At 49.0% G+C, this 25,717-nt stretch carries 15 protein-coding genes; 3 read left to right on the top strand and 12 right to left on the bottom strand.

What is annotated here, in order from left to right; all coding sequences use genetic code 11:
* Positions 1–77 precede the first annotated feature (77 nt).
* Positions 78–2,291 carry a bifunctional (p)ppGpp synthetase/guanosine-3',5'-bis(diphosphate) 3'-pyrophosphohydrolase gene (locus DW033_RS17290; protein WP_008780065.1) on the top strand — a complete coding sequence of 738 codons (2,214 nt, stop codon included), beginning with the start codon at positions 78–80 and terminating at the stop codon, positions 2,289–2,291.
* A gap of 129 nt (positions 2,292–2,420) precedes the next feature.
* Here the strand turns inward: DW033_RS17290 and DW033_RS17295 are convergent, their stop codons facing one another.
* Positions 2,421–3,851: a CCA tRNA nucleotidyltransferase gene (locus DW033_RS17295; protein WP_122382970.1), complete on the bottom strand. Its 1,431-nt coding sequence runs from the start codon at positions 3,849–3,851 to the stop codon at positions 2,421–2,423.
* 88 nt (positions 3,852–3,939) lie between these two features.
* Between DW033_RS17295 and DW033_RS17300 the strand changes: the two genes are divergently transcribed.
* Positions 3,940–4,764: a hypothetical protein gene (locus DW033_RS17300; protein ID WP_011966674.1), complete on the top strand. Its 825-nt coding sequence runs from the start codon at positions 3,940–3,942 to the stop codon at positions 4,762–4,764.
* 107 nt (positions 4,765–4,871) lie between these two features.
* On the opposite strand, the gene DW033_RS17305 is transcribed toward DW033_RS17300, so the two are convergent.
* From DW033_RS17305 to DW033_RS17315, 3 genes are all read right to left on the bottom strand, one after another.
* Complete coding sequence (locus DW033_RS17305; RefSeq protein ID WP_122382971.1) at positions 4,872–7,526, bottom strand: DUF6383 domain-containing protein; 2,655 nt, start codon at positions 7,524–7,526, stop codon at positions 4,872–4,874.
* Positions 7,527–7,792: 266 nt separating this feature from the next.
* Positions 7,793–8,122, bottom strand: coding sequence for a hypothetical protein (locus DW033_RS17310; RefSeq protein ID WP_005854481.1), 330 nt, complete (start codon positions 8,120–8,122; stop codon positions 7,793–7,795).
* A 492-nt stretch (positions 8,123–8,614) separates the two neighbouring features.
* Positions 8,615–9,460 carry a mechanosensitive ion channel family protein gene (locus tag DW033_RS17315; protein ID WP_005854480.1) on the bottom strand — a complete coding sequence of 282 codons (846 nt, stop codon included), beginning with the start codon at positions 9,458–9,460 and terminating at the stop codon, positions 8,615–8,617.
* 158 nt (positions 9,461–9,618) lie between these two features.
* Between DW033_RS17315 and DW033_RS17320 the strand changes: the two genes are divergently transcribed.
* Entirely contained in the window at positions 9,619–10,440 is an 822-nt protein-coding gene (locus tag DW033_RS17320) for a tetratricopeptide repeat protein (RefSeq protein ID WP_008780061.1), read from the top strand.
* Positions 10,441–10,572: 132 nt separating this feature from the next.
* Here the strand turns inward: DW033_RS17320 and leuB are convergent, their stop codons facing one another.
* The 8 genes from leuB to DW033_RS17360 form a co-directional block, all read right to left on the bottom strand.
* Positions 10,573–11,634 carry a 3-isopropylmalate dehydrogenase gene (gene leuB, locus DW033_RS17325; protein WP_122382972.1) on the bottom strand — a complete coding sequence of 354 codons (1,062 nt, stop codon included), beginning with the start codon at positions 11,632–11,634 and terminating at the stop codon, positions 10,573–10,575.
* A gap of 15 nt (positions 11,635–11,649) precedes the next feature.
* Positions 11,650–12,093 (bottom strand): methylglyoxal synthase, encoded by a 444-nt coding sequence (locus tag DW033_RS17330; RefSeq protein ID WP_005854477.1) that lies wholly within the window; start codon positions 12,091–12,093, stop codon positions 11,650–11,652.
* A gap of 20 nt (positions 12,094–12,113) precedes the next feature.
* Positions 12,114–13,628, bottom strand: a complete 1,515-nt coding sequence (locus DW033_RS17335) for an alpha-isopropylmalate synthase regulatory domain-containing protein (RefSeq protein WP_008778605.1) — start codon at positions 13,626–13,628, stop codon at positions 12,114–12,116.
* 2 nt (positions 13,629–13,630) lie between these two features.
* The gene (leuD, locus tag DW033_RS17340) at positions 13,631–14,218 is read right to left on the bottom strand and encodes a 3-isopropylmalate dehydratase small subunit (protein ID WP_005854475.1); all 588 of its coding nucleotides are present in this window, start codon (positions 14,216–14,218) and stop codon (positions 13,631–13,633) included.
* Positions 14,219–14,244: 26 nt separating this feature from the next.
* Positions 14,245–15,642: a 3-isopropylmalate dehydratase large subunit gene (leuC, locus tag DW033_RS17345; protein WP_005864399.1), complete on the bottom strand. Its 1,398-nt coding sequence runs from the start codon at positions 15,640–15,642 to the stop codon at positions 14,245–14,247.
* A 14-nt stretch (positions 15,643–15,656) separates the two neighbouring features.
* The gene (locus tag DW033_RS17350; RefSeq protein WP_005864398.1) at positions 15,657–17,159 is read right to left on the bottom strand and encodes a 2-isopropylmalate synthase; all 1,503 of its coding nucleotides are present in this window, start codon (positions 17,157–17,159) and stop codon (positions 15,657–15,659) included.
* Positions 17,160–17,588: 429 nt separating this feature from the next.
* Positions 17,589–21,104, bottom strand: coding sequence for a hypothetical protein (locus DW033_RS17355; RefSeq protein ID WP_005864394.1), 3,516 nt, complete (start codon positions 21,102–21,104; stop codon positions 17,589–17,591).
* Positions 21,105–21,107: 3 nt separating this feature from the next.
* Entirely contained in the window at positions 21,108–25,634 is a 4,527-nt protein-coding gene (locus tag DW033_RS17360) for a T9SS type A sorting domain-containing protein (protein WP_122382973.1), read from the bottom strand.
* Positions 25,635–25,717: the final 83 nt, after the last annotated feature.

The raw sequence follows: 25,717 nt of genomic DNA on the forward strand, positions 1-25,717 counted from the left end.
GAAATTCCATAGAAAAAAGTATTTTTACAGCATGTTTTGCGGTTTGTCCTCAACCGGGCAATAAAAATGATATAACTATGGATACAATTGGATTCTTTACGTCTGAGGAAAAGAAGCTGTTCTTCTCCAAATACAGGCTCCTGTTACGAAACCTTTACTCTTTCCTCGAGAGGGAAGATATCCGAAAGATGAAGGAGCTGATGAAGCGGGTTGTCGCCCTCGATTGCTACGGCAGGGATAAGAATGGTATCAACGGTTTATTGCGAAATATTGACACGGCCTTGATCGCCACCTTGGAGATTGGCTTGAAACGCACCTCGGTCATCGCCCTCCTATTATACCGCCCGGTATTGAAGAAAGCGATCACGATAGAGGAAGTGGAGCAGAAATTCGGAGCGGACGTGACCTTGATCATCCGTCGCCTCTTGAAGACCTCCGACCTGTATGCCCGGAACACCGCCGTCAACTCGGAGAATTTCCATCATTTGCTTTTCTCGTTTGCCGAGGACGTACGTGTGATCTTGCTTATGATCGCCGACCGCCTCTGCCTCATGCGTATGGGAAAACAGATGCAAGAGGATGATCGTATCCGGCTGGCTACCGAGGCCTCTTATTTGTACGCTCCCCTCGCCCACCGGTTGGGCTTATATACGATCAAGAGCGAGCTGGAAGACCTTTCCCTGAAATACACGGACAGGAAACAGTATGACTTCATCAAACGGAAACTGAATGAGACGAAACGTTCCCGTGACGCTTATATCGCCGAGTTCATCGCCCCGATCAAGCGGAAGCTGGCAGCGGCAGGATTCAAGTTCGATATCAAGGGGCGTACCAAATCCATACATTCCATTAATAACAAGCTGAAAAAGCAGCAGGTGGAATTCGAGGGTATCTACGATCTTTTCGCTATCCGGATCGTATTGGATACGCCGCTGGAGAAGGAACGCTCGGAATGCTGGCAAGTCTACTCCATCGTCACCGATATGTACCAGCCCAACCCGAAGCGTATGAAGGACTGGATCTCTATCCCGAAGAGCAACGGTTACGAGAGCTTGCACATCACGGTGATGGGCCCGCAAAATAAATGGGTAGAGGTGCAGATCCGTACGAGGCGGATGGATGAGATCGCCGAGCGAGGCCTAGCGGCGCATTGGAAATACAAGGGCGTGAAAGCGGAGAGCGGGCTAGACGAGTTCTTGAATACCGTACGTGCCGCCTTGGAGGCCAAGGAGAATAATCCGCTCGACTTGATGCAGGATTTCAAGATGGATCTATATAAGGATGAGATCTACGTCTTCACGCCTACCGGCGAGCTTATCAAGCTGGCCAAGGGAGCGACGGTCCTCGATTTCGCCTTTGCCATCCACACGAAGCTGGGAAGCAAATGCGTGTCGGCGAAAGTGAACGGGAAGAACGTTCCGATCAAATACACCTTGAACAACGGCGATAGCGTATCCGTCATCACGTCACCCGCCCAAAGCCCGAAGCGGGATTGGCTGAACTTCGTCGTCACCTCGAAGGCCCGTGTGAAGATCAAGCAGGCCTTGAAGGAGGAGACCGTGAAGGCCGTGGAATTCGCCAAGGAAATGTTGCAGCGCCGCTTCAAGAACCGGAAGATCGACATGGACGAGCCAACCATGATGCGCTATATCAAGAAGAAAGGATTCAAGACCGTCACGGACTTCTACATCGAGATCGCCGAGGAACGCCTCGATCCCAACCAAGTAATCGACGAATATCTGGAGGCTTTCCGCAAGGAGACGGAGACGAACGAGCGTACCGAGGTGCGTAGCGCAGAGGAATTCGTGACGATGACTCCGGTGGAGGAGATATCGACGAACAAGGATGTCTTGGTGATCGACAAGAACCTGACGGGTATCGAATATAAACTCGCCAAATGCTGCAACCCGATTTATGGCGACGAGGTTTTCGGTTTCGTCTCCACGCAGGGTATCAAGATCCACCGTATGGATTGCCCGAACGCCCAAGAGATGTTCAGCCGCTTCGGTTACCGGATCATCCGCGCGAAATGGAGCGGCAAGGGAGACAATGGCTATACGGTTACGTTGCGGGTGATCGGACGAGACGATATAGCGATCGTCACCAACATCACCTCCGTGATCGGAAAAGAATCGAACGTCACGCTTCGCTCCTTAAACATCAACTCGGTAGACGGATTATTCCAAGGTAACTTTACCGTATTGGTAAGAGATACGACCGCGTTAAACTTGCTGACGAAAAAGATCAAGGCGGTAAACGGCGTGAAAGCGGTAGAGCGATTAAATTCTTAGACAGTGTACTGTGCACGAAGTACCGTAGTACTCTGCACGAAGTACTACAGTACCCTCTAGGAAGTACCGCAGTACTTCGTACAGGGGACTGTGCCAACTGTAAGACTGGGTCTTGTGACTATACCCGGATCACAGAATCGGCTTCAGCCCCATCTTCTCCGCACGTTGTATTAGGAACTGCCGGGCCGCCTCATACTCGTTCGGGATCACGCCGTCGAGGATGGCGTTCTTGATCGCCTCTTTCAGCACGCCGACAGGCTTGGAGGGAGCCAAGCCAAACGTCTCCATGATCTCCTCGCCGGATACCGGGGGCTGGAAGTTACGGACACGGTCTTTTTCCTCTATATCGGCCAGCTTCTCGCGCACCTTACGGAAGTTGTTCAAAAAACGGCGAACCTTCTCCGGGTTCTTGCTCGTGATATCGGCCTCACAGAGTTTCATCAAATCGTCGATATCATCTCCCGCGTCAAACAGCAGACGGCGGATCGCCGAATCCGTCACCTCATCGTCCGACAAGGCGATCGGACGCATATGCAGGCTTACCATCTTCTGCACGTACTTCATCTTCTCGTTCATCGGGAGTTTCATCTTCCTAAAAATACCGGGGATCATCCGATCGCCGATAAAATTATGATTATGGAACGTCCATCCCAAGCGAGGGTCGAAACGCTTCGTGGCAGGCTTGGCGATATCGTGGAAGAGGGCGCTCCAACGCAGCCATAGATTATCAGAAGTCTTGCTCAAACGATCCAGCACCATCAAGGTATGGGCGAAATTATCCTTATGCCCGATCCCCTCCTTGGTTTCCACGCCCTTCAAGGCGCAAAGCTCGGGGAAGATCAAGGGCAACAGTCCACATTTATCCAGCAAGTCGAAACCGATAGAGGGCTTTGGCGAGAGGACGATCTTGTTCAACTCGTCCACGATACGCTCCTTGGAGATGATGGAGATACGCTCCCGGTTACGGATGATGGCGTCGAAGGTATCGGGATCGATAAAGAAACCTAATTGAGTGGCGAAACGAACCGCGCGCATCATCCGGAGCGGATCATCGCTGAAAGTAACATCCGGGTCTAAAGGCGTACGGATCGTAAGCTCGTCCATATCCTCCAACCCTCCGAAAGGATCGACCAATTCTCCGTAACGCTCCTTATTCAGGCAAAGGGCTAAGGCGTTGATCGTGAAATCGCGGCGGTTCTGGTCATCCTCCAAGGTGCCGTCTTCTACGACTGGCTTACGGCTGTCATGGCTGTAGGATTCTTTCCTTGCCCCCACGAATTCCAGCTCCAGATCGCCGGCTTTCACCTGCGCCGTCCCGAAATTCTTGAAGACGGAAAGATAAGCGCCACGCCCGATCTTCTTGGCCACTCGTTTGGCCAACTCGATACCGCTGCCAACCGCTACCACGTCTATATCCTTGGATGGGCGGTTCAAGAAAATATCCCGCACATATCCGCCTATTACATATACCTCAACACCTAGCTCTTCCGCCGCCTCCGATATCAAATGGAAAGGCTTCGCGGATATATGATTTACTATCTCTTCCTCGTTTATATACATATTTATGTATTCCAAATCCAATAAAGAGTGCAAAGATAATCAAATTTCATGTACTTTTGCGGTATCAAATACATTGAACGAGAAAGATATGAAAAAGTTAGCGATCTGTATAACGCTCATTGCCGCCATTTTAACGGGCTGTAACGGAGACGAGAAAGCGGCTCAGGCCCGTTTGGACAAGGCCCGGGCCATGTACGAGAATAACGAGTTTTTCGGGGCGAAGAACGAGATAGACAGTATCCGGGCACTCTATCCCAAGGAAGTAAAGGTACTGAAGCAGGGATTAACGCTTATGCGCCAAGTAGAAGTAAAGGAGGCGGAGCGAAACATCGCTTTCTGCGACAGCTTACTCCCGATCAAGCTGGAGGAAGTAGAGGGATTGAAGAAAGGCTTCGCTTTCGAAAAGGATTCCGTTTACGAGGAAATCGGCAATTATATCTGGAAACAGCAGACGATCGAGCGCAACGTGCAACGTTGTTACGTACGTTGCGGCGTGAACGAGGAGGGCGAGATGTATCTGGCCAGCGTATATTACGGCGGACGCCCCATCGAGCATACGGGAATCAAGCTGAGCCTGAAAGACGGCCAATTCGCCGAGACCGCTTCCATCCCGTACGACGGCGGACTGAATTACCGCTTCAAGGATATGGGAAGCACCACGGAGGTAGTGACCTACAAGGGGGAGCACTGCGTCGATGCCGTCAAGTTCATCTACGATAACGAGAAAGAGCGGATCAAGGTGGAATACACGGGAGGCAAGCCTTACATTATATATATGGCGGACGCCGACAAGAAAGCGATCGTCAACACCTTCAACCTCGCCACCGTATTAAGCGATATCAAGAGCATGAACACCTTGAAAGAGAAATCAGAGAAGAAGATCGCTTATCTAAAGAATAAACTGGAGGAGTAGAATCCCTCCATACAAATGGCCTACCTATAAAAAAGCACCGGGATCCCTACCATACAGTAGGAATCCCGGCGTTAGTATACAGACTGATATCCACTATCAGTTATTCATCATTTAACGACGACCTTCTGGGCGGTCTCGCCATCAACGGAAACTACCACGATACCTTTCGATGCCGGCATCACGAAGTTATCTGAAGAAGCGATAGCGGAAGCGGTGGTCTGACCTAAGATGTTAGACAATGTAACCGTCTTGCCTGCCGCGTTCAAGACCGTAACGCTAGCCTCGCCAGCGATTACCGTGAAGCTGGCAACCTCTTCCAATTGTTCGTTGGAAACCGGAGTCGGAGCATTCTCGATCGTGAACGGAACGCCAACATTAGACATTACCACAACATTGTTTACCACACCTACATAAGGAGTCTTCAACTCGCCCGCAGCCACGGTGCGATTCAGCTCTTTCTGGTTCTCCAATAAGTAACCACCATCCTGAGTTGTCTTGAAGGCGAACAAAGCGTTGTTATCCAAAGACGGAACGATATTCGCTTTATCGCTGAAGCCTACACGGTAGTAAGTAGCGCCATTGCTAACGAATGTCTCGTTAGAATCCCGCAAGGATACCATATAGTAGCGAGGAGAAACAGCTTTGGTAGTTGTCTCCGGAGTATAGATCGATGTCGTGATGAAATACAACGGTTTACCAGCGATCACGGTATCGGCTTCTTGAACCCATAAAGAGAAGTTGTCAGTCTCATAAGTTGACTTCAAGATATCTTGGCCTTCATTCTTCACTTCGGCGAAGAAATTCAGCGGATTCATCGTCAGGAACTTACCATTCGTGCCGAAACGCTTGTGAGAGTTGTCGATAGAAGCGTACTCCGGAGCCTCTACAGCGACAAAGTCGAAGTAGTTAACCTTATCGGAAAGGATCAAGTTCGCCGTATTCACGTTCATAAAGACATATTGGGTGGTTGCGCCTACCCTTGTAGCCATCTGGTATTTGCCACCGGTCGTAGCCGTATTGAATACGAATTCCAACGGAGCGGTATAATCAGATAATTTCAACGGTCCGCCATTCTCGCTGGCAACCAAATCATTGCTGAAACGTTCTTTCAACATATAAGTCGCATGATACAAGGTATCACCTAAAGCACGGGCACCTAAACCATCCGTTACATTCTGTACGGAATCTTGGCTAACCACGATACGAAGAGCGGCTGCGTTCGCTGCGTCACCGGATTTAATCATCAATACGGAATCAGAAGTAAACGCATACAGATCGTCTACACCCGGAGTACCGGAGATCAAGTTCAATACATAACCATTATCGGCGAGTTCCTCCGCAGAGAAGTGACGAGTACCCAAGAATTTATCCTTTAAATCCACATTCGCTTGATATTCCACCGTAATAGAATCGGTGCTACCCCCAAATGTATAGGTATTGGCCATACCTTGAACGGCGAAGATCTCCTCGTTAGAAATAATAGTCGTATTCGTATTACGGTCTACAACCGAATACATTCCGTTGTTTTCCTTGATATACCATTGTCCCTTCGGTTGATAAATAGAAGGTTTGAAACCTGCCGCGGTTACCAACTTATCGGAAGCGGCACTCTTATCGTAAGCGACAGCGTATTGTCCGCCCTTATCGCCCTTGCTCGCGCTCTTCAAGAAGTATACGCCTGTACCTGTAGCGATCGTAGAAGGAGTTCCCTTCGTTACGGTAATAACAGGAGCGGCTCCTTGAGCAGGTTGAGTAGAGCCGGACTGCAAGTCAGATACGGTCAAGGCTTTCGTCTCGATTACGCTGGCATATACGACACGTACGTTCGGAACGGAGGTCATCGGACTTGCGTTCACGGTCGGAGCGGCAGCGGCATACATAGCCAAAGCATCGTTCTTCAAGTTGATCGTGAAATAGAATTTCTGGAAATCAGCGTTACCCAGTGTATGCAAGCCACTAGCGTCATAGGTGGAGTCAGCCGTAAACTTAGCCCCATATACACCGGTAGCACCGGCTATCACATTCTTCAATGTATCGACACCTAAGTATTTTGCTTTACCATCACTAAATACTTGGTCACCTTGGATCTGCAAGGTCACATATTTAGCGTTCGCAATAGCGCCTGTAGCGGGAGCCGCCGTATTCTTCGCTATCAAGTTCTTACCCTCGAAGATATTTCCTTGATAATTTCCTCCAAACGTCAATTGAAAGACTTGGAAACCATCCCCTAGCTCACTTGCGCTCAAATACATAGCGTCGCTAGGAGCCTCTACGGTAAATTTCGTAGAAGAGGCAGAAGAACCTAAGCTCAAGTCTGTCCCAGCTACATCCAACGCCAAGATTTGATTGTTTCCGAAATAAGCCTGAATAGCGCTACCACCGGCAGCGTCAGAGAATGTCCACTGATTCACGCCCGATGTGATAACAGGCTTTGCCGTAGATGAAGCCGCAAACGACAAAACGGCCTGTGTCTTCTTGTTCTTGAATTGATACACAGGACCAGCAGGAGTCGTGCCCGCATTCGTGATTTGCCACAAGGCAGAATCAATAGCGGCTTTGGTAGCGTCTGACGCCAAAGTTTTAACAATTACTGAGTCGGCTTTCTCACCACTTAAAGACAAAACGGAAGAACCTGTCTTTAAATAATAATAGTTACCGGCTTTCCACTGAGCCTCCGGAACGGTCGTACTCGACTGAGCATTAGCCGAGAATACGCCCGCAACCATCAGGGCCGCAGCAATAAGAGTACATTTTTTGTCCATAATCAAATAGATTTTATTTATTAATCACAGTCTAAACAGGGGTTGTTTAGAAAAGGTTTTGAGGGGGTATGAGATTAACAATCGATTTAGCGTCTTATAACAAAAATCGTCCTATTCTCACGAACAGGACGACTATACTACTAAAAATGTAAACAGTGTATTTATATAGTAATATCATGAAACTATATATTTTGGAGAAAAACCGCTCCACCTTCACAGGCAAAACGGCTGGAAATCTAATCTACTCAATAAATATCTTCACAGGCTTACTCGAAATAAGCATGTTCTTTTACGACATGACCTCTGTCATCGAAATAAACCTTATATATCTTACCATTTCTGGAAAGTAATACTACCTTATACTTCACAAACGTGCTATTGTTTGACACCTCAACTGATTTCACCATACATCCCTCATAGGAAGTATTTACCGCATCACGCAATACTTGGGGCATATCAGTTACCTCGATCGGATAAAATTTATCCTGTGCCACTGTTTCCTTAGCGCTACCGGCCATCCCGGCTTGCGCTTCTACATCAGGGGCAATAAATAAGCCACATAAAGCGACAATAACCCCGTAAACAATCTTTTTCATACCTTAAAAACCTAAATACCTAAACCTTTTTTCTCTTACATCATAAATTCGCAGTATAGGGTGCAATCTCCGTGCCAAAACTCACCCTAAAAAACGACAAGAGAATAACAAGTTGTAAATCCGACAATTAACCAAAAGCGAAGAATCAATCATTCGGTTGCCAAAGTGTGGAACAAACCGTGGAATGTGGAAAATTTCCCCACGAGAGTGTGGAATCTCTACACACTACTATAAAAAACGAGGCCCACCCTTAATCTATATAAGGATGAGCCTTAAATCATTCTACTTAAATATAATCAAATAAAAATACTAAAGTAATAAAATAAAGTTCCGTAATATCATATACACTCTGTGTCTAATCTCTAATTTGCGATTCACAAAGATAAATCTTTTTGTTCAACCATCTATAAAATAACCGCTCATCTAACGAAACTCAAAGATTTTTGAACAAAGAGATTCCTTTTAAGGACAAGTCATAGATTATCACGAACTTCAATCCTTCGCTTGGTGTACGGTAAGTTGCGGGAATGGGAAACCGATACCTACCTCATTGAAGGTCGCATAGATATTCTTGTTAATATCGAAATACACGCCCCAATAGTCGGAACTGTTTACCCAAACACGTACCACCACGTTTACGCTGCTGTCCGCCAAGGCTGTCAAGGCGATAAACGGAGCGGCCGGCTCGGACAAGATGCGGGAATCCTTCGCTAATACAGACTCTATCACTTGCTTTACTTTCTCATAATCGCTGCCGTATTCCACGCCAAAGGTCCAGTCTACACGGCGAGTCGTCTGGTTACTGAAATTAGTCACAACGCCACTGCTCAAAGAGCCGTTCGGTATATAAATGACCTTATTATCAACCGTACCTAATACGGTATGGAACATCTGGACCTCTTTCACGGTACCGCCAACGCCCTGCGCCTCAATATAATCACCCACCTTATAAGGCTTGAAAAGAAGGATGATCAATCCACCGGCAAAGTTTGACAGGTTACCGCTCAATGCCATACCGACAGCGACACCGGCGGAAGCCAACAAGGCGGCAAACGACGTAGTTTGAACGCCTAACGCCCCTACGACTGAAATAATCAATAAAATGGTTAAACTGACATTCACCAAACTGCCGACAAAAGTCTTGACAGAAGGATCGATATCCCGTTTGCTCAATATCTTCCGAACCAGTTTATTAAGTAAGTTTATAACCAATCGTCCCACCAAGAAGACAATAAGGGCTTTAATAATCGTAAAACCCAATTGGGAGCCATGCTCAACCAAGGATCTGATAGCTTCCTCTAATTTAGAACTCGCTTCTACAGCTGCTAATAATACCATATCTCTTCTATTTTAATTAATCTATTAATTATATAACAATCTGATCTTCCAAAATATTATGAAATGTAGCAAAGGTATAAAGTTTTTTTAATCTGGTAAAACCATGAAATAATTACGTAGCTTTGCGATCAATCAAATAACACGTTAAATTCGACAGCATGAAAATCCTTGCGATACTCGCCGCCCTTTTCCTTTCAATAGGCTATGGCCACGCTCAGACATACGAGAAGTTTGTCGAGAAAAGTTTTGACTTCTTGGACAAGAACGACTTAGTCTCCGCCGAAGAGAGCCTACGAGCCGCCATGCGCCTCGAACCGGGAAACCCCAACAACTACGCCTTGCTCATGAATCTCGGGACGATACAGCGCAGACAAGGGAAACTGGAAGATGCCCTTCTCTCCTATACCGCCGCCCTAAGCCGCCATCCGAATAATGAGGCCATACTGGAAAATCGTGCCGGCTTATATACGGAAATGGGTGAGATAGAAAAAGCGACGAACGATTACAATGCCTTGTTAATCTTGAACCCCCATCATCAAGAGGCGTTATATTGCAGGGCAATGCTTCATTTACAACATAAGAACTATCTTTTGGCCGAGCAGGATTTCGATAAGATACTGGAAGTAAACGAAAAATCCGTGAAAGGACGTCTGGGACACGCGATTCTCGAAAAGCTACGGGGGAATTACGATGAGAGCGAACGCATCTTTAATTACTTGATCAGCGAGATGCCCCGTGAATGGATCTTATACGAAGGCCGTGCCGATCTATACTTCATGATGGGCAAGAACGCCCGGGCTATGGCCGATATCAATCGTGTTTTCGTGGAAAGTACCCCGACAGCCGCTTTATATGTATTGCGAGGCAAAGTAAAACTCGCCCAATATGAGAAGGCATCGGCCGCCTTAGACTTCAAGAAAGCTGAGGATATGGGATATGATAAAACGACTATCGACGAGTTGATGAAGATGGCTCGTTAAGGTTGTTTTTATACGTATAGTAGCATCGGCTCACGCGAGTAGTGGTATTGGCCTACGCCACTACTCGCGTGAGCCGATGCCACTATACGTGTGAGCCTGCGCCACTACTGGTGCGAAATCGGCCTATTTATACTACTTTTCCGTGATATAATTGACAATCCAACTACCCACTTCTTTCGTTCCATATTTCGCTCCACCTTCCACTTGGATTTCCGGCGTACGGACATTCGCGTCGAGGGAAGCGTCTACGGCCTCACGGATCAAGGCGCCCTCTTCTTTGAGGTCGAAATACTCGAATAACATCGCTACCGAAAGGATTTGCGCCAAAGGATTCGCTATATTCAGCCCTTTCGCCTGCGGCCAAGAGCCATGAATCGGCTCGAAAACCGGTGTGCTCTCTCCGGTAGAAGCGGAAGGCAGCAAGCCCATAGAGCCGCTGATGCAAGAACCCTCGTCCGTCAAGATATCACCAAACGTATTCTCGGTTACCATTACATCGAAGAATTTCGGCTCTTGGATCATACGCATAGCGGCGTTGTCCACATACATATAGTCTGTCGTTACTTCCGGATAGCGAGGAGCCATCTCTTGAGCGATCTGGCGCCATAGACGGGAAGAGGCAAGTACGTTCGCCTTGTCAACAACCGTCAGGTGCTTATTCCGTTTCATCGCATACTCGAAGCCCACTTTCAAGATACGCTCGATTTCCGGGCGGGTATACATATTCGTATCGTATGCCTTATCGTTGTCTTGATATTTCTCACCGAAATACATACCACCGGTCAACTCACGGATACATAAGAAATCCGCGCCATCCACCAATTCGGCACGCAACGGCGATTTATGCAATAGGCATTTGAAGGTCTGCACCGGACGGATATTAGCGAACAGGCCCAACTTCTTACGCATCGCCAAAAGACCTTGCTCCGGGCGTACTTTCGCTGTCGGATCATTATCAAACTTAGGATCGCCCACAGCCGAGAAAAGAACAGCGTCGGCATCCTTACAAATCCGATAGGTCTCCTCCGGGAAAGGATCGCCTACCTTATCGATCGCGTCAGCGCCACAAAGGGCATACTCATAGTGAACCTCATGTCCGAATTTCTCACAAACGGCACTCATTACTTCCACGCCTTGCACGGAAATCTCTGGTCCGATCCCGTCTCCGGGAAGTACTGCTATATTCAGTTTCATCGTAAATGTTTGTTATTATTCTCTGTTAAAATGTACATACTTAGGCTCCGTGGGGAAATACGTGTCATCATCCCACAGGGTACTTGTAATCATCAAGTCGGCGCTATAACGGTTACAAGCGATAGGTACGTTATGAACACGGCACTGGCGAAGCAACATCTGGATGTCGGCCTCGTGCGGTTGCGGATTCAAGTCGTCTATCAAAAAGACCGCCAAATCGATCTCCTTACGGACAACCATAGCGGCAATCTCAGCATCGCCTCCCATCGGACCGGAATGCATGCAAGCAATATCCGCATTCACCCCTTTTTCCTCGAGAGCTTTACGAACCAAATTTCCGGTCGTACCCGTACAAACAATATGGTGGTGAGACAAGAACTCAGCGTTATGTACCGCCCATTCTACCATTTCCGCCTTACGATTGTCGTGCGCTACAAGCGCGATAGTCAACTTTTTCATACCCTTTACCTTTTTAATTATTAATCCTCTATCTTGTTCAGCATCTTCAATGTCGCCTTGATCGCCGCCTCAGTCTGGTCAGCGTCCAGACCACGAGTCTTGAAATCGACCCCGGCATAATTCCAGCTGATGACCGTCTGCACAAACGCATCCGTACGTCCTCCCGGCGGGATGGATACCGAATAGTTCGTCAACATCGGGAACGGGCGGTTCAAACGGGAATAAATCCGGCGTAGGGCACGAACGAAAGCGTCGTATTGGCCATCACCGGAAGCCGATTCCTCGTAAGCCTCGCCATTGATCTCGATCTTCAAGGTAGCCACCGGTTTCAGCCCTTGGGCCAAGGATAAGGAATAGTTCAAGATCCGTATTTTCTGATCCTCCAGCGCATTATCATGATGAAGCACATCGCTGATAATATAAGGAAGATCCTCCGGGGTAACCATTTCTTTCTTATCCCCTAACTCAATGATCCGTTCCGTGACCTTACGCATCGAGCCCTCATCCATGTCGATACCGAGCGCTTCCAGATTCTTGCGGATATTCGCTTTTCCGGAGGTCTTGCCCAAGGCGTACTCGCGAACCCGTCCGAAACGCTCGGGGAGCAGGTCGTTGCAATACAGGTTGTTCTTGCTATCGCCGTCCGCATGGACACCGGCGCATTGCGTAAACACATGCTCTCCGATGATCGGCTTATTGGGCGGGATATGCACCCCGGAGTAGGTCTCAACCAAACGGCTAGCCTTGTTTATCTTTTCCTCCCTCAAGCTCGTCTCCTCTCCCAACTGGTCCTTGATAACGGCAAGTACGCTACTCAAAGGAGCGTTACCCGCACGCTCTCCCAAACCGTTCACGGTCGTATGGATTCCCTTGATACCCGCACGGATGGCGGAATATACATTCGCTACGGCAAGATCATAGTCGTTATGCGCGTGGAAGTCAAACCGTAAATCCGGGTAGCGGTCCACCATCATCTTGCAATACTCGTAGGTATTTCCGGGATTCAAGACTCCCAAGGTATCCGGGAGCATGAAACGGCAGATCGGAAGTCCTTTCAACGCATCGATTACCAAGAATACGTAATCCGGGGAATGCTTAATACCGTTCGACCAGTCCTCCAAATAGATATTCACGTCGATCTTCCGTTTCGCCGCTTCCAATACGACCGTACGAATATCGTCAACGTGTTGCTCGGGAGTCTTTCGAAGCTGTTCGGTGACATGCTTATAAGAGCCCTTGCAAAGCAAGTTCACGACACGGCAACCTGCGGATTCAATCCAGTCGAGAGAGACCGTACCATCCACGAAACCCAAGACCTCCAATTTGTCTAGGTTCCCGGAACGGGCGGCCCAAGCGGCTACACGCTTCACGGCCTCAAACTCTCCGTCCGACACACGGGCGGAGGCGATCTCCACCCGGTTCACGCCTAAGTCGCTCAGCAGCACTTGCGCTATGCTGAGCTTCTCGTGAGCGGCGAAGGAGACGCCCGAAGTTTGCTCCCCATCTCTGAGGGTTGTATCCATTATTTCTATCATAATCAGCGTGCTGCCTCGAAGGCTTCTATCTTTGATTTATTTGCCAGTAAATAGTCGATATCGTCCAATCCGTTGATCAGGCAATCCTTTTTATAGGCGTTGATCTCGAAATGCTCGCTTTTGCCCGTAGCCTTGTTCGTGATCGTTTGCTCCGGTAGATTTACCTCGACCTCAGTTTTCGGGTCCTTGTAAATCGAATCGAACAATTCAGCGAGGAACTCTTCAGTCACAACAACCGGCAGCACGAAGTTGTTCAACTCGTTGTTTTTATGGATATCGGCGAAGAAACTGGAGACCACGACACGGAAACCGTAATCGGCGATCGCCCAAGCCGCATGCTCACGGCTGGAACCGGAACCGAAGTTCTTTCCCGCTACCAATATCTTTCCGCTATACGTAGGATCGTTCAAGACGAATGATTCGATCTTATTACCTTCCTTATCATATCGCCAATCCCGGAATAAGTTCTCGCCGAACCCTTCCTTGGTAGTCGCTTTCAGAAAGCGGGCTGGGATAATCTGGTCGGTATCCACGTTCTCTAAAGGAAGAGGCACGCAAGTGCTTGTGATTATATTGAATTTTGTTTTCATCTTATGCTACTTTATTAGATTAGTCTTTACATCAGTTCTCTCGGATCCGTGATCTTACCTGTCACAGCGGCGGCGGCGGCCACAAGCGGCCCCGCCAAGATGGTGCGAGCACCCGGTCCTTGGCGGCCCTCGAAATTACGGTTGGAAGTGGAGACCGCATATTTACCCGCCGGAACCTTATCCTCATTCATCGCCAGACAAGCGGAACATCCCGGTTGACGAAGGACGAAGCCGGCCTCGGCCAAAACCTTGTCGATCCCCTCGGCACGAATCTCCCGCTCTACCTGCCAACTGCCGGGAACCAGCCAAACCGTTACATCATCCGCTTTCTTCTTTCCTTTCACCAAAGAGGCGAAAGCACGGAAATCCTCGATACGGCCATTCGTACAGCTACCTAAAAAGACATAATCCACTTTCTTACCCAACATAGACTCGCCTGCCTTGAAGCCCATATAATCCAAAGACTTCTTATAAGAGATACGGCCTGCCTCGGGCACGCTTTCTAAGGAGGGAATATCTTTGCTGATACTCATACCCATGCCCGGGTTCGTACCGTACGTAACCATCGGGTCGATATCCTCGGCGTGGAAAACGATCTCCTTATCGAACTTAGCGTCCGGATCACTATACAGCTGACGCCACTCGCTCACCTTCCGCTCCCATTCCTCGCCTCTCGGGGCAAACTCACGGTCTTTCAAATAATCGAAAGTAACATCATCCGGAGCGATCATACCGCCACGGGCACCCATCTCGATCGAAAGGTTACAGATCGTCAGACGTTCCTCCATGGTCGTATTACGAATCGCCTCGCCAGCGTACTCTACGAAATAGCCCGTAGCACCGCTGGTACTCATCTTACTAATAATGTATAAAGCAAAGTCCTTCGCCGTAACGCCCGGTTTGCGTACACCATCGATCGTGATACGCATCGTTTTCGGCTTACGCTGCATGATACATTGGGTAGCCAAGGTCATCTCCACCTCGCTCGTACCGATACCGAAGGCGATAGCGCCCATGGCACCGTGCGTAGAAGTATGGGAGTCACCACAAACGATCGTCATACCCGGCTGCGTCAAGCCTGTCTCCGGACCTACCACATGGATGATACCATTCTTCGGATGTTGAAGACCGTAATACGTCAAGCCGAAATACTTCGCATTCTCTTCCAAGGTATCCACTTGATTCTTGGATATAGGGTCCTCGATAGGCTTATCTTGGTTCAATGTCGGGATATTGTGGTCCGGCATACAAGTGATTTGCGCGGGACGGAAGGGCTTCAATCCACGTGCACGTAATCCGGCGAAAGCCTGCGGGCTAGTCACCTCATGACAATACAGACGGTCGATATACAATTGTATGGTTCCGTCGGGCAACGTGTCCACCACGTGTTTGTCCCAGATTTTCTCAAATAATGTCTTGCTCATTGTCTTGTCTATTTTTAGTCTACTATAAACTTATTGATGGCGTCCACGAAAGCCTCCACGGAAGCGGCGATAATATCGGTATTCGCGGAGAACCCATAATAGGTAGCCCCGTTATACTCTACCTGCATATGCACCTTGCCCGTATCATCGCTACCTTTATTAATGGCTTGAATCAAGAATTCCTGAATCGTCATGTCACTATTACTAATGGCTTTTTTCACCGCCTTGATGCCTGCGTCAACCGGACCGTTACCAGCCGCAGCCTCGTATTTTCTTACTCCCGACAAATTTAAACAAATACTTGCGACTGATTGTACTCCAACACCACTAGTTACCTGTAAATATTCCAATTTAATACGGTGTGTGGCCGTACGATCCTTTCCGACCAACATCAAAACATCATCATCATTAATATCTTTCTTACGATCGGCCAGTTTCAAGAACTCATCATACACCTTGTCCAATTTCTCCTGCTCCAGATCCACACCTAAAACATGCAGGCGATGCTTCAACGCCGCACGACCGCTACGAGCAGTCAATACGATCGCGTTATCATCGATACCCACATCCTTCGGATCGATGATCTCGTAGGTTTGCGCATTCTTCAAAACGCCATCTTGATGGATACCGGAGGAATGAGCGAATGCGTTACGTCCGACAATAGCCTTATTCGGTTGTACCGGCATATTCATCAAGCTAGAAACCATACGGCTCGTACTATAGATCTTATTCGTCGTGATATTGGTGATGATATCACGTTCTTTATGGCTCTTGAAAATCATGGCGACTTCTTCCAATGACGTGTTACCTGCACGCTCACCGATACCGTTTACGGTTACCTCCACCTGACGGGCTCCGTTCAACACGCCTTGTACGGTATTCGCAGTAGCCATGCCCAAGTCATTATGGCAATGAGTGGAAAGAATAGCGTTATGTACGCCATCCACATGTTCCATCAGATACTTAATCTTCGCCCCGTACTCATCCGGCAAGCAATATCCTGTCGTATCCGGGATATTCACTACGGTAGCCCCGGCCTTGATCACGGCCTCCACGACACGGGCCAGATATTCATTATCCGTACGCCCGGCATCCTCACAGTAGAATTCTACGTCCTCCACGTACTTTTTAGCGTATTTCGTGGCGGCGATCGCACGCTCTATAATCTCCTCTCTCGTGGAGTTAAACTTGTATTTGATATGAGAATCAGAAGTGCCGATTCCGGTATGTATACGTCCCCGCTTAGCGAATCTCAACGCCTCGGCTGCCACGTCGATATCTTTCTCCACCGCACGGGTCAAGGCACAGATGGTCGGCCAAGTCACGGCCTTTGAGATCTCAACCACACTCTTAAAATCCCCGGGACTGGAGACAGGGAAACCAGCCTCGATCACATCAACACCTAGCTGTTCCAATGCCTTAGCTACTTGAATCTTTTCCACTGTATTCAACTGGCATCCCGGAACCTGTTCACCATCACGTAAGGTGGTGTCGAAAATAAATAATCTGTCTGACATAATCTTATATTCTTAATTTACTAATATCCTATACTAACTAAAAAAGCCTCTCTCACAAGGAAGTGAGAAAGGCTCTTTCATCTATCGTAATGCTCGCAAAGCATACAGTCTCACTTCCTATCCCGTTCCCAGAGTAGAATAATGTTTAGAGAAATAATGAGACTATTTTGCAAGTTGCGTGTCATTGTTCTTGTCTTTATTGTTTTTGTTTGAACGTTGCAAAGATACGGCCTTTTTTGATACCACCAAATATAATTCGAAGTTTTTTACAGGATATTTCTTATAAAACGTAAGATAAACAATTACATCTGTTACTAAATAACACTGCCCATCGTTAGGTCGTAACGATGGGCAGTATAAGCTGCTTACGATGCCCATCATAAAGACCTTATGATGGGCAGTGTTATGATACGATAAAAACGGCTCGCACTAACGAACCACGACCTTCTTCACGAACGAGGCATCTGGAGCGGTACACTTCAAGAAATAGACACCGGCATGACCTACCGGAATCTCCATCTTGCCGCAAACCTTTCCTTCGAAAATAACGATACCGGCTACGTCAACCACCTTCAAGGCAACCTCCTGCGGCATATCCACGAAGATGGATTGGTTGGCCGTATACAGGCTCATACCCTCCTCGATGGACTCCACGCCGGTAGGCACGTCCGGGTTCTCCGGGTCTACGGGATCCACAGGAATGACCGGGGTTTCCGGATCGGTGGAGGAAGAGGTAGAGGAGACAACCTTCACCTCTATCTTGCTACTAACCGGCTTATAATTCGGATCGGTCGGCGTGAAGGCAATCTCTTGCATTCCCTTTTCGGTAATCTCCTTATCCGGATCGCTCCAAGCGAATGTTCCGGCTACGATACCGGCGTGACCGCCTTGTAAAACAGACTCGGATAGTTTTTGACCGGACAATATATCGGAAGCCGCAGGCCATGTAACCGTAGGTGTACCCAAAGTAATCTCATAAGTAAACACCTTCGTATAAGATTTATAAGTTTTATCTTCCGGACGATCAACACGTACATAATATGTACCCGGATTCTTCAATGGCACTTTATTAACCTCGGCATTACAATCTTCTTCATTCTGGTAGAAAGAGATCACGCAAGAAGTATCACTACCTTTTACCTCCACGGTTTGTGCCATGCCATTATATTCAGATGACTTAGCCAATGTACACGCTGGGTATTCATCTTTAGGAGCATATATAGGATAAATCTCGACATCTCCCGTTACTTGGTATACCCTTGGATTGTCACTATTTTTGTCTGACCACTCAACGAAGTGCTGACCTACAGGCGCAACAGCCTCCAATGTGATCGTTACCCCTGCTCGAATATCATTCAAATCACAAGGAAGACCACCATTCGTAATCCTCACACCCTCCGGTTGCGATCCATTACTCGAACGTAAAACAGGAGTGCTATTACCTAAAGAGAAGTTCACAACAGGATTCGTTGAATAATAGTAAATAGTCGTACCCTCGTAATTCTTAAGAGCATCACCTTTCGGTGTAATCTTGTATGTCGTTACATTATCCTTCGTCTCTGATATAATATTCACGAACTCAGTACCCGGTCGAGTGCCAGGATTCGCTCCATGCGATGTAGGAGCCTTCGTTATCGTCACTTTAGACTTTTTAATTTTCAAGCCTACACGTCCTTCATCCGGCTTATTAGGATCCGGATAGATCTCTTCAAACGCCTCATACAAGCCATCCTCGGCACGCCTCAATACGACCGTATAATCGCCCGCATCAATAGCCGTCGAAGTTTCCTCACCGTCATTTATCTTATACTTGACATCGAACGAGAAGCCTGCGTAAGTCTGCGAGGCGAAAGGCGTGAAGGGGCGGGATACGCCACTGTAGTAGTATTCTTGATACGGACAAAAGATGTATTCCCTCTTGATCTTCACCCGATGGTCAAACACGGCCGTCACGGTCAAGGGGCCGGTTACGGTCAAGATATCACTCTGGGATATTTCCTTGCTGTTCGCCAAGATGGTAAGCAAGCTTGCGCCGGCTTGCCCTTCCGCTTTAGCTATGCGCACTCTCGTTCCATATGCCAGTTCTTCACCACTGCCTACTTCAGTCCAACTACCATCCTCACCCTCTTTACTCAAGGTGATCGTACCGGAGGCGGTCTGGCTCGGGTTGCTGCTTACGGCGGAGGCGGTCACAGCATATCCTTTCGCAACGAAAGAGGCATTTACCAACGTGATATCGCCGGTCACGGCGCATAGATTGTCGGTGCCGGGTCCTGTCACGCCGGACAGACCGACGTTACCCTCCAGCTTATACCCGGCATCCGGAAGGGAGATTACCCGAATCTTCGAGCCTACCGCTACGGTAGAGCCGGAAGTGATCAGCGTACCGTCTTCCTTATATAATAAGATAGAGCCGTGCTCCATGTTCTTCTTTTCGAGGGTGACAAGGGCCATGTTGACCGGTTTAGGCTCGAATACGGCTTTGATCGTCAAAGGCCCGGTCAGCGTTACCTTGTCGCCCTTGAGCGACTCCCCGTTTATCTGCAATGATTTCAGCTGGGTGTTCACGCTCGGGATTGCCGCAATCTGTAGGATCGAGCCTTGCTGCAATTCATCACCATTTGAGACCGGCTTCTGCCCATCCGCCGCCTGATCGTCCGGCGTGGTCACTTTAAGGTCGCCGCTGGCATCGCCGAATGTCTCGATAGATACCTTATGCAGGATCGGGGTAAAGTTGGCGCTATAGGTTCGATCCGCACCTACCGTAACCGTGAGCGTGTCTTTCTTGCCCAAGTCTACGCTCTCGCCCGCGATCGACCAGCTTGAAAGCTGATAGTTGGGTAGAGGGGTCGCTACCAAGGAGATCTTTTGACCCTTTACATACACGTTATCCTCAGCCTTGCCTAATACGTTTACGGCACCACCCGTTGTCTGTACAGCGGTGACCTTATAGGTCGTGTCTACCTTGACCGCCACGGACAACGCCGCCGTATTGTAATAAGAAGAGTTATCCGGATAGAACGTCACGGAGTACTCATGCGTACCTGCCGGCACCACGGTGTTTCCGTATGTCCAAGCGAAGGTACCGGCTACCAGATATCCCTCATCTGTAACGCTACCGCCGGACAGCAAGGAGGTTGAAAGCGATTGGCCCGCCTTGATGCTTGCGGCAGTCGGGGGAGTGATGTCGCCCTCGGCGATAGCCTTCTTGCTTGTCAGGCTCATGGTATAGATTTGCTCGAAAGCCTCGTATTCAGCGTCTTCCGGATAGGATACCTTGACAAAGAAGATGCCTTCTTGCTTCCGGTCTGATTCGCCTGCGACTTCTGTGCATTTCTCGTCCTTATAGTACCCGATCGTCAAGGTCTTGCCATCAGGAAGGGTCGCCGGGATGGTCTTACAGTCCAATACAGCGGCTTTCTCCGTATTGACCACCTGTTCCAAGCCCGATACGTTCACGACCAGTTTGGCCTTTTCCTTATGAGAGGTCAAGGTAGCGGTGAGATCCGTGACTGGCTGTCCCTTGGATGCCTTGTCGGACAAGAGACCGTTCTTCGCCGTGAACGTCCCTTCCACGAAAGAGACCGCCAGCTCTACCGGAATGCGTAGCACGGCACCCGGGGCCTTCATCTCGGTATTCCTCACGCTGTATACCACGCAGCGGAAGCTGCCATCGGCGCGCTTGCTCCACGTGAGCGCATGATCGTCCGCCAGCTCGCCGAGGATAGGCGTACCGCTCAGCAATACGCCCGCCGGCAAGGTGAAATCCACTTGGAATGAGGAGAAATCTACCGTATTATCGGATACCTTCAAGGTGAGCGTATCCTTGCTGCCAGCGGCGTTCAGGTTCGTCTTCGCCAATTTCCACTGGGCGGCGGTAGCCGTTCCCGCCGATAACAGCAGGAAGAGGGCTACGAATAATTGTTTTATATGATTCACTTTCATAATTTACTTACAGATAAAGATGTTAGTATTACTTGCCTTCACACCATGGCCTGTCTTCGCCGTCAAGCGGTAGTAGTAAACGCCCGCCGGTAAAGGAAGGGCAACCGTATAGCGGTTCTCGCCTACCTCGCCGGGCAAACCGTTCAGTACCGCGGTCAACGCACCGCTCGCGGAGAATACATGGATCATAACCGTCTGGGCGGGTTCCTCCAGTTGATAAGAGAAGGTCGTGCTGCCACGGAACGGGTTCGGATAGTTGGAGACGGCCTCCAAGCGGCTGATCGCCTCGATCGGGGCATTGGAGGTTACGATCGCGTCGCCACCGGACCTCAAGCTGTTGGCCTTCGCGTCGGAGAAGGAGGCTCCTACCAAGGTAACGCCCGCCGGCATACGCAGGATACGGCTCTTGCCCGAAGGAATCGTGCGGCCATCCAAGCTATAACCGATCACCCGCAAGGTATCCCCGTTCAAGCTGGAAGCCTGCAGGAACTTGGCGGCATCGCCCAGCAACGGGATCTCGTCGATGGCTCCCACCAACTCCAGATAGATACCGGCTACCGGTACTTGGCTATTCATCGTCAAGAAGTTATCAGCGTCGAGCTCCATTTGTACGGGAACCTCGGCCTCAGAACGCAGCGCGCTAGCCTTGGTAACCGGCTCATTGCGAATGATATTGGCGATGCCGATCACGTCGGCGATCTCTACATTATTATTATAGTTCACGTCCGCCTCGGCGAAACCGAAGTTGGAGATCATGTTATCCTTGTCCTTCAAGACGTAACTTACCGTAGCCGTCACGTCCTGTACGTTCACGGACTTGTCGAGGTTCGCGTCGCCATCGCGGGTGTAGATCCATGCTCCATATTGGACTGTCCAGCCCGGAAATAACGGATTGGTTACGAGACCAGCCACTTGATAGTTAGCGGGCAGATCGTCCGTGATCGTGAGACGATTCTCCGTATGCGCAATCGTATCGCTACCAACCGTCCAAACGAAGCGAGAGGCGGAAGTTCCCACGGTCTTTTGCGCGGAAAGATCGATAGTCTCTCCATAGGCCGCAAAACCGCCCACACGGGCCTCACCGACCGGCAACGTCACGAGACCATCGGCAGACTCCAATTGCCGCGGGTTCTCCACGCCGGTAAATTCCAAGAGCGATCCGGAGGCGCGTAAAGCCTTCAACACAGGGAACTTGGCCAAGTCGATCCGCATAGTAGGCATCGGCACGCCATAGGAGATCAATCGAGCGGCGATCTCATCGTCCATCGCCTCAATCATTGTCCAGTTCAAGAATAGCTCTTTCAAGTTCTTGTTGTTAGACAGGTCGATAGCCGTTAGGCCAGTATTGGCCACATCCAGATACTCCAAGGCAGGATACATAGAGACGATCAAGGTAGAAAGCGGCGTATTGCCGGCAAGCATCAAGGAGCGCAATACGGTATTATTCTTCGGCAAGGTAAGTTTCTCCACCCGGTTGCCGTAAAGCGACAACTCTTGTAGCTTATCCAAGGCAGATAGGTCCACCTCCTTAGCGAAGTTATTGCCCATTTGATACATATATAAATGTGTCAAGCGGCGGGGGTTCTCATCGTTCCAGATCGCTTGTGCGTACTGTGAGTTCTCGTTCGTCTGCCATGCGCCACTGCTCCACCACTCGCTCAACGCCTTGTTGTTGGAAGCGTCTACGATACGTACCAAGGTAGCCACGTCGCTTTCGGCGAATACTTGGGGTACGGTGGTCTCCACATGGATGCGCGAGGTCTCGATCTGCCAGCCGGAGAAATAAGTGATCTCCGTGATCTCACAGAACTTCGGATTCATCAGTTTACAATAATAGTCTCCATATTTTTCCTCCTTGCTATCCAGCACGAATACACCCGGACGGTTTAGCACGGGCTTCAATGCCTCTTTCTCCTCTGTCCTATATTTGGCGTTTACCCACAAGAATACGGTCTCTATACCATCGATCACGGCCTCCGAGGAGAGGTCGATCGTATCGCCGTTCTCGAACCAATATTTATCTCCAGGATGGGAGGGAGAAGTAAGCTGGAAGACACTTCGTCCATCATAACTTACATTTTGCCGATAATTCTTCAAGCCCGTATATTTCAAGAGAGATTGCCCATGCCCTACCGTCATGTTTTTTAAGCTCGGATACTGGGCCAGATCGAAACTTTCCAGATACTCCGGCAATCCCAACGACTCCAGATTCTTTCCCTCTTGCGCAGAAGGAAGCTCATACTCCGTATTTTGCAAATATAGATGACGGATAAACGCCGGCAAGTTCTTTATCAGATCTGCGAACTGCTTCGTATGCGGCAAGGCCACATAAGTCAAGCTTGTAGCCTTATCGAAGCCTTGTACCTTTAAGTCTGGGCAATACTCGATCGTCAGCCTATTTAATCGCTTAAAGGAAGAGATATCCAACGAAGTCAAAGATAAATGCTCTAGGTAAAGCTCCGTCAACTTCGAGCAACCAGTCAAGTTCAGTCTCGCCAACTTCGTTTTTTGGTAAGATCCCTCGCCCGTGTATCGCGTGCCAAATCCGAAATATTGCAGTTCCGGACATTTAGATAGGTCAAGAGACTCCAGATTCTTACTATATACATGCAGGTGCTCCAGCTTCGTATTCTTCGATAGATCCAGCTTCTCTATATTCATGAAATTCTCACAATCGAAATACTTCAGCTCGGTGAAAGCGCTTAGGTCTAATTGAGAGATCGTATCCTTCGAGCTCCAATCAAACTCAATAGCTAGATGTGTCAACCGGCCGACCTCGTCCGTGCTCCAGTCCGTACGGATCACGTCTTGATACGAGTTCCAATTCTCGCGTTCCCAGCCCTTGCTATCCACGAACTCCTTTAATTGGGTGATATTCGGGTTATCGGCAGCCAACTTCTTCAATCCGGCGATGTCTGCAGGGGAGTAGTTGTCCGAGTTACGGGCTACCTTGATCTGGGGTGTCTCCATACACCAATTGCCGTAATTCGAATTGGTAATCGAACACATATAATATTCACCCGGCTTTCCGGTAAAGACGAAAGCACCTTCCTTGCCGGATACCGCCGGCATAGTCGCTTTCGTCCGTTTACCAGTAGCCCGATCAATAAGGTACCATTGATATACCGATTTCACGCCACCCGCCGTAGCGTAAGCGGATAGATCGATCTCCGTACCTGCTGCGGCGTAAGCATTGTTATTGTCTACTTGCGTACCAGCCTTGATTGTAGTAAAACCATAAACGTTCAAATTTTGAGGTAACGGAGTAGGCAACGTCACCGTAGCCCAAGTAAGCGAATTATTACCACTCAACCCCAAGTTCCGCAGTCTCGTCAATTTCGACAGATCCAATTTCTCAACTTGGGTACCATCCAAATCCAACTCTTCCAGTCCGGATAACGCCGATAAATCCAACTTGGAAACCGTACGGGTTCTATAGTCTTTGATAAAGAAGGATTTCACCCGGCTCGTGGATTCTTCATTCCATGTCACGCCCACGTTATAGCCATCACCCTGCGTCCTGTCTTTCAGGTACTCCTTGTTGGAGATGAAGTTCTGCAAGTCCGAGTTCAGCGGATTGGCCTCGGCGATCGCTTTCAAGGCGGCTATATCGTCCTGCGAGTTATTGGTTGGGAAAGCGAACGGTGCTTGGCTACCATACCCTACCCTATTGCCGTCCGCATCACAAATATCCACTTGAACCGTTCCGTTCCATTCCTCCGTGGCGTGAGCCATCAACGTGAATTGCGTAGCGGAGAAGGAAGGGATATCTAATACGTATATGGGCTCATTATATAGACCAGTCTCTTTACTTAGGTTCTGCCCGGAAAGGGTCAAGCCTTCAGAAGGGCCATTCAGATAAATCTTCATCTTAGCGTGTTGCCCCTGCAGGAAACCCGCCTTCGTCACGTTGATCGCAAAAGGGATATCCTCGTTCAAATCACCGGATGTACGCAACAACTCTCCCATAGTGGGAGCCTTATCACCCAGCATAAATCGTATCGTTTGCCCGGTGGAGACTAAAGCAGCCGTGCTCATGTCTCGCGAGCTGTACACTTTCACGGTATAGCCAGCCTCGCACTCCTTCGAGCTATTCATTTGCAGACGAAGCCCAACGCTATATCCATAGTCCGTCAACTTCTCGTCCGGTATCCAAAAGCCGCCATTGTCTAACGTTTGCGCCGGCTCAGAATCCTCAAAGCGGAACTCTACCCCGTCCGGATTCGCCGTGTTCGCCAGCTGTACACGTACAGCCATGCCCTTCGTGAAGTTCTCGATATTGAAATTCAAGCTCCAAGTAGCCATCGGATCCCACTTGTAGATAAAGCTATAAGCTACAGGATCCAGAGTATTGGAAAACCGTACCTCCCCTTCCGCCTGGCTCTGTCGAGCCCCGGGTGTCATTCCCGCCGGGCTCGCCGACCCGGCCATACCCCAAGCCAGTCCATGCCCCGGCCATGCGGCGCATAAACATAAGACCATCGCGATGAGCGACAACCTCATACTAATTCCTCGTAAAATTGTTTTCATAAGCAATAAATTTATAGATAGGTGTTTTTACATTCGTAATGCGTATCGACATCTCCCCTATGATAAGACATCGATACGCTAGC

This window comes from Parabacteroides sp. AF39-10AC (assembly GCF_003635405.1).
Taxonomy (GTDB): domain Bacteria; phylum Bacteroidota; class Bacteroidia; order Bacteroidales; family Tannerellaceae; genus Parabacteroides; species Parabacteroides distasonis.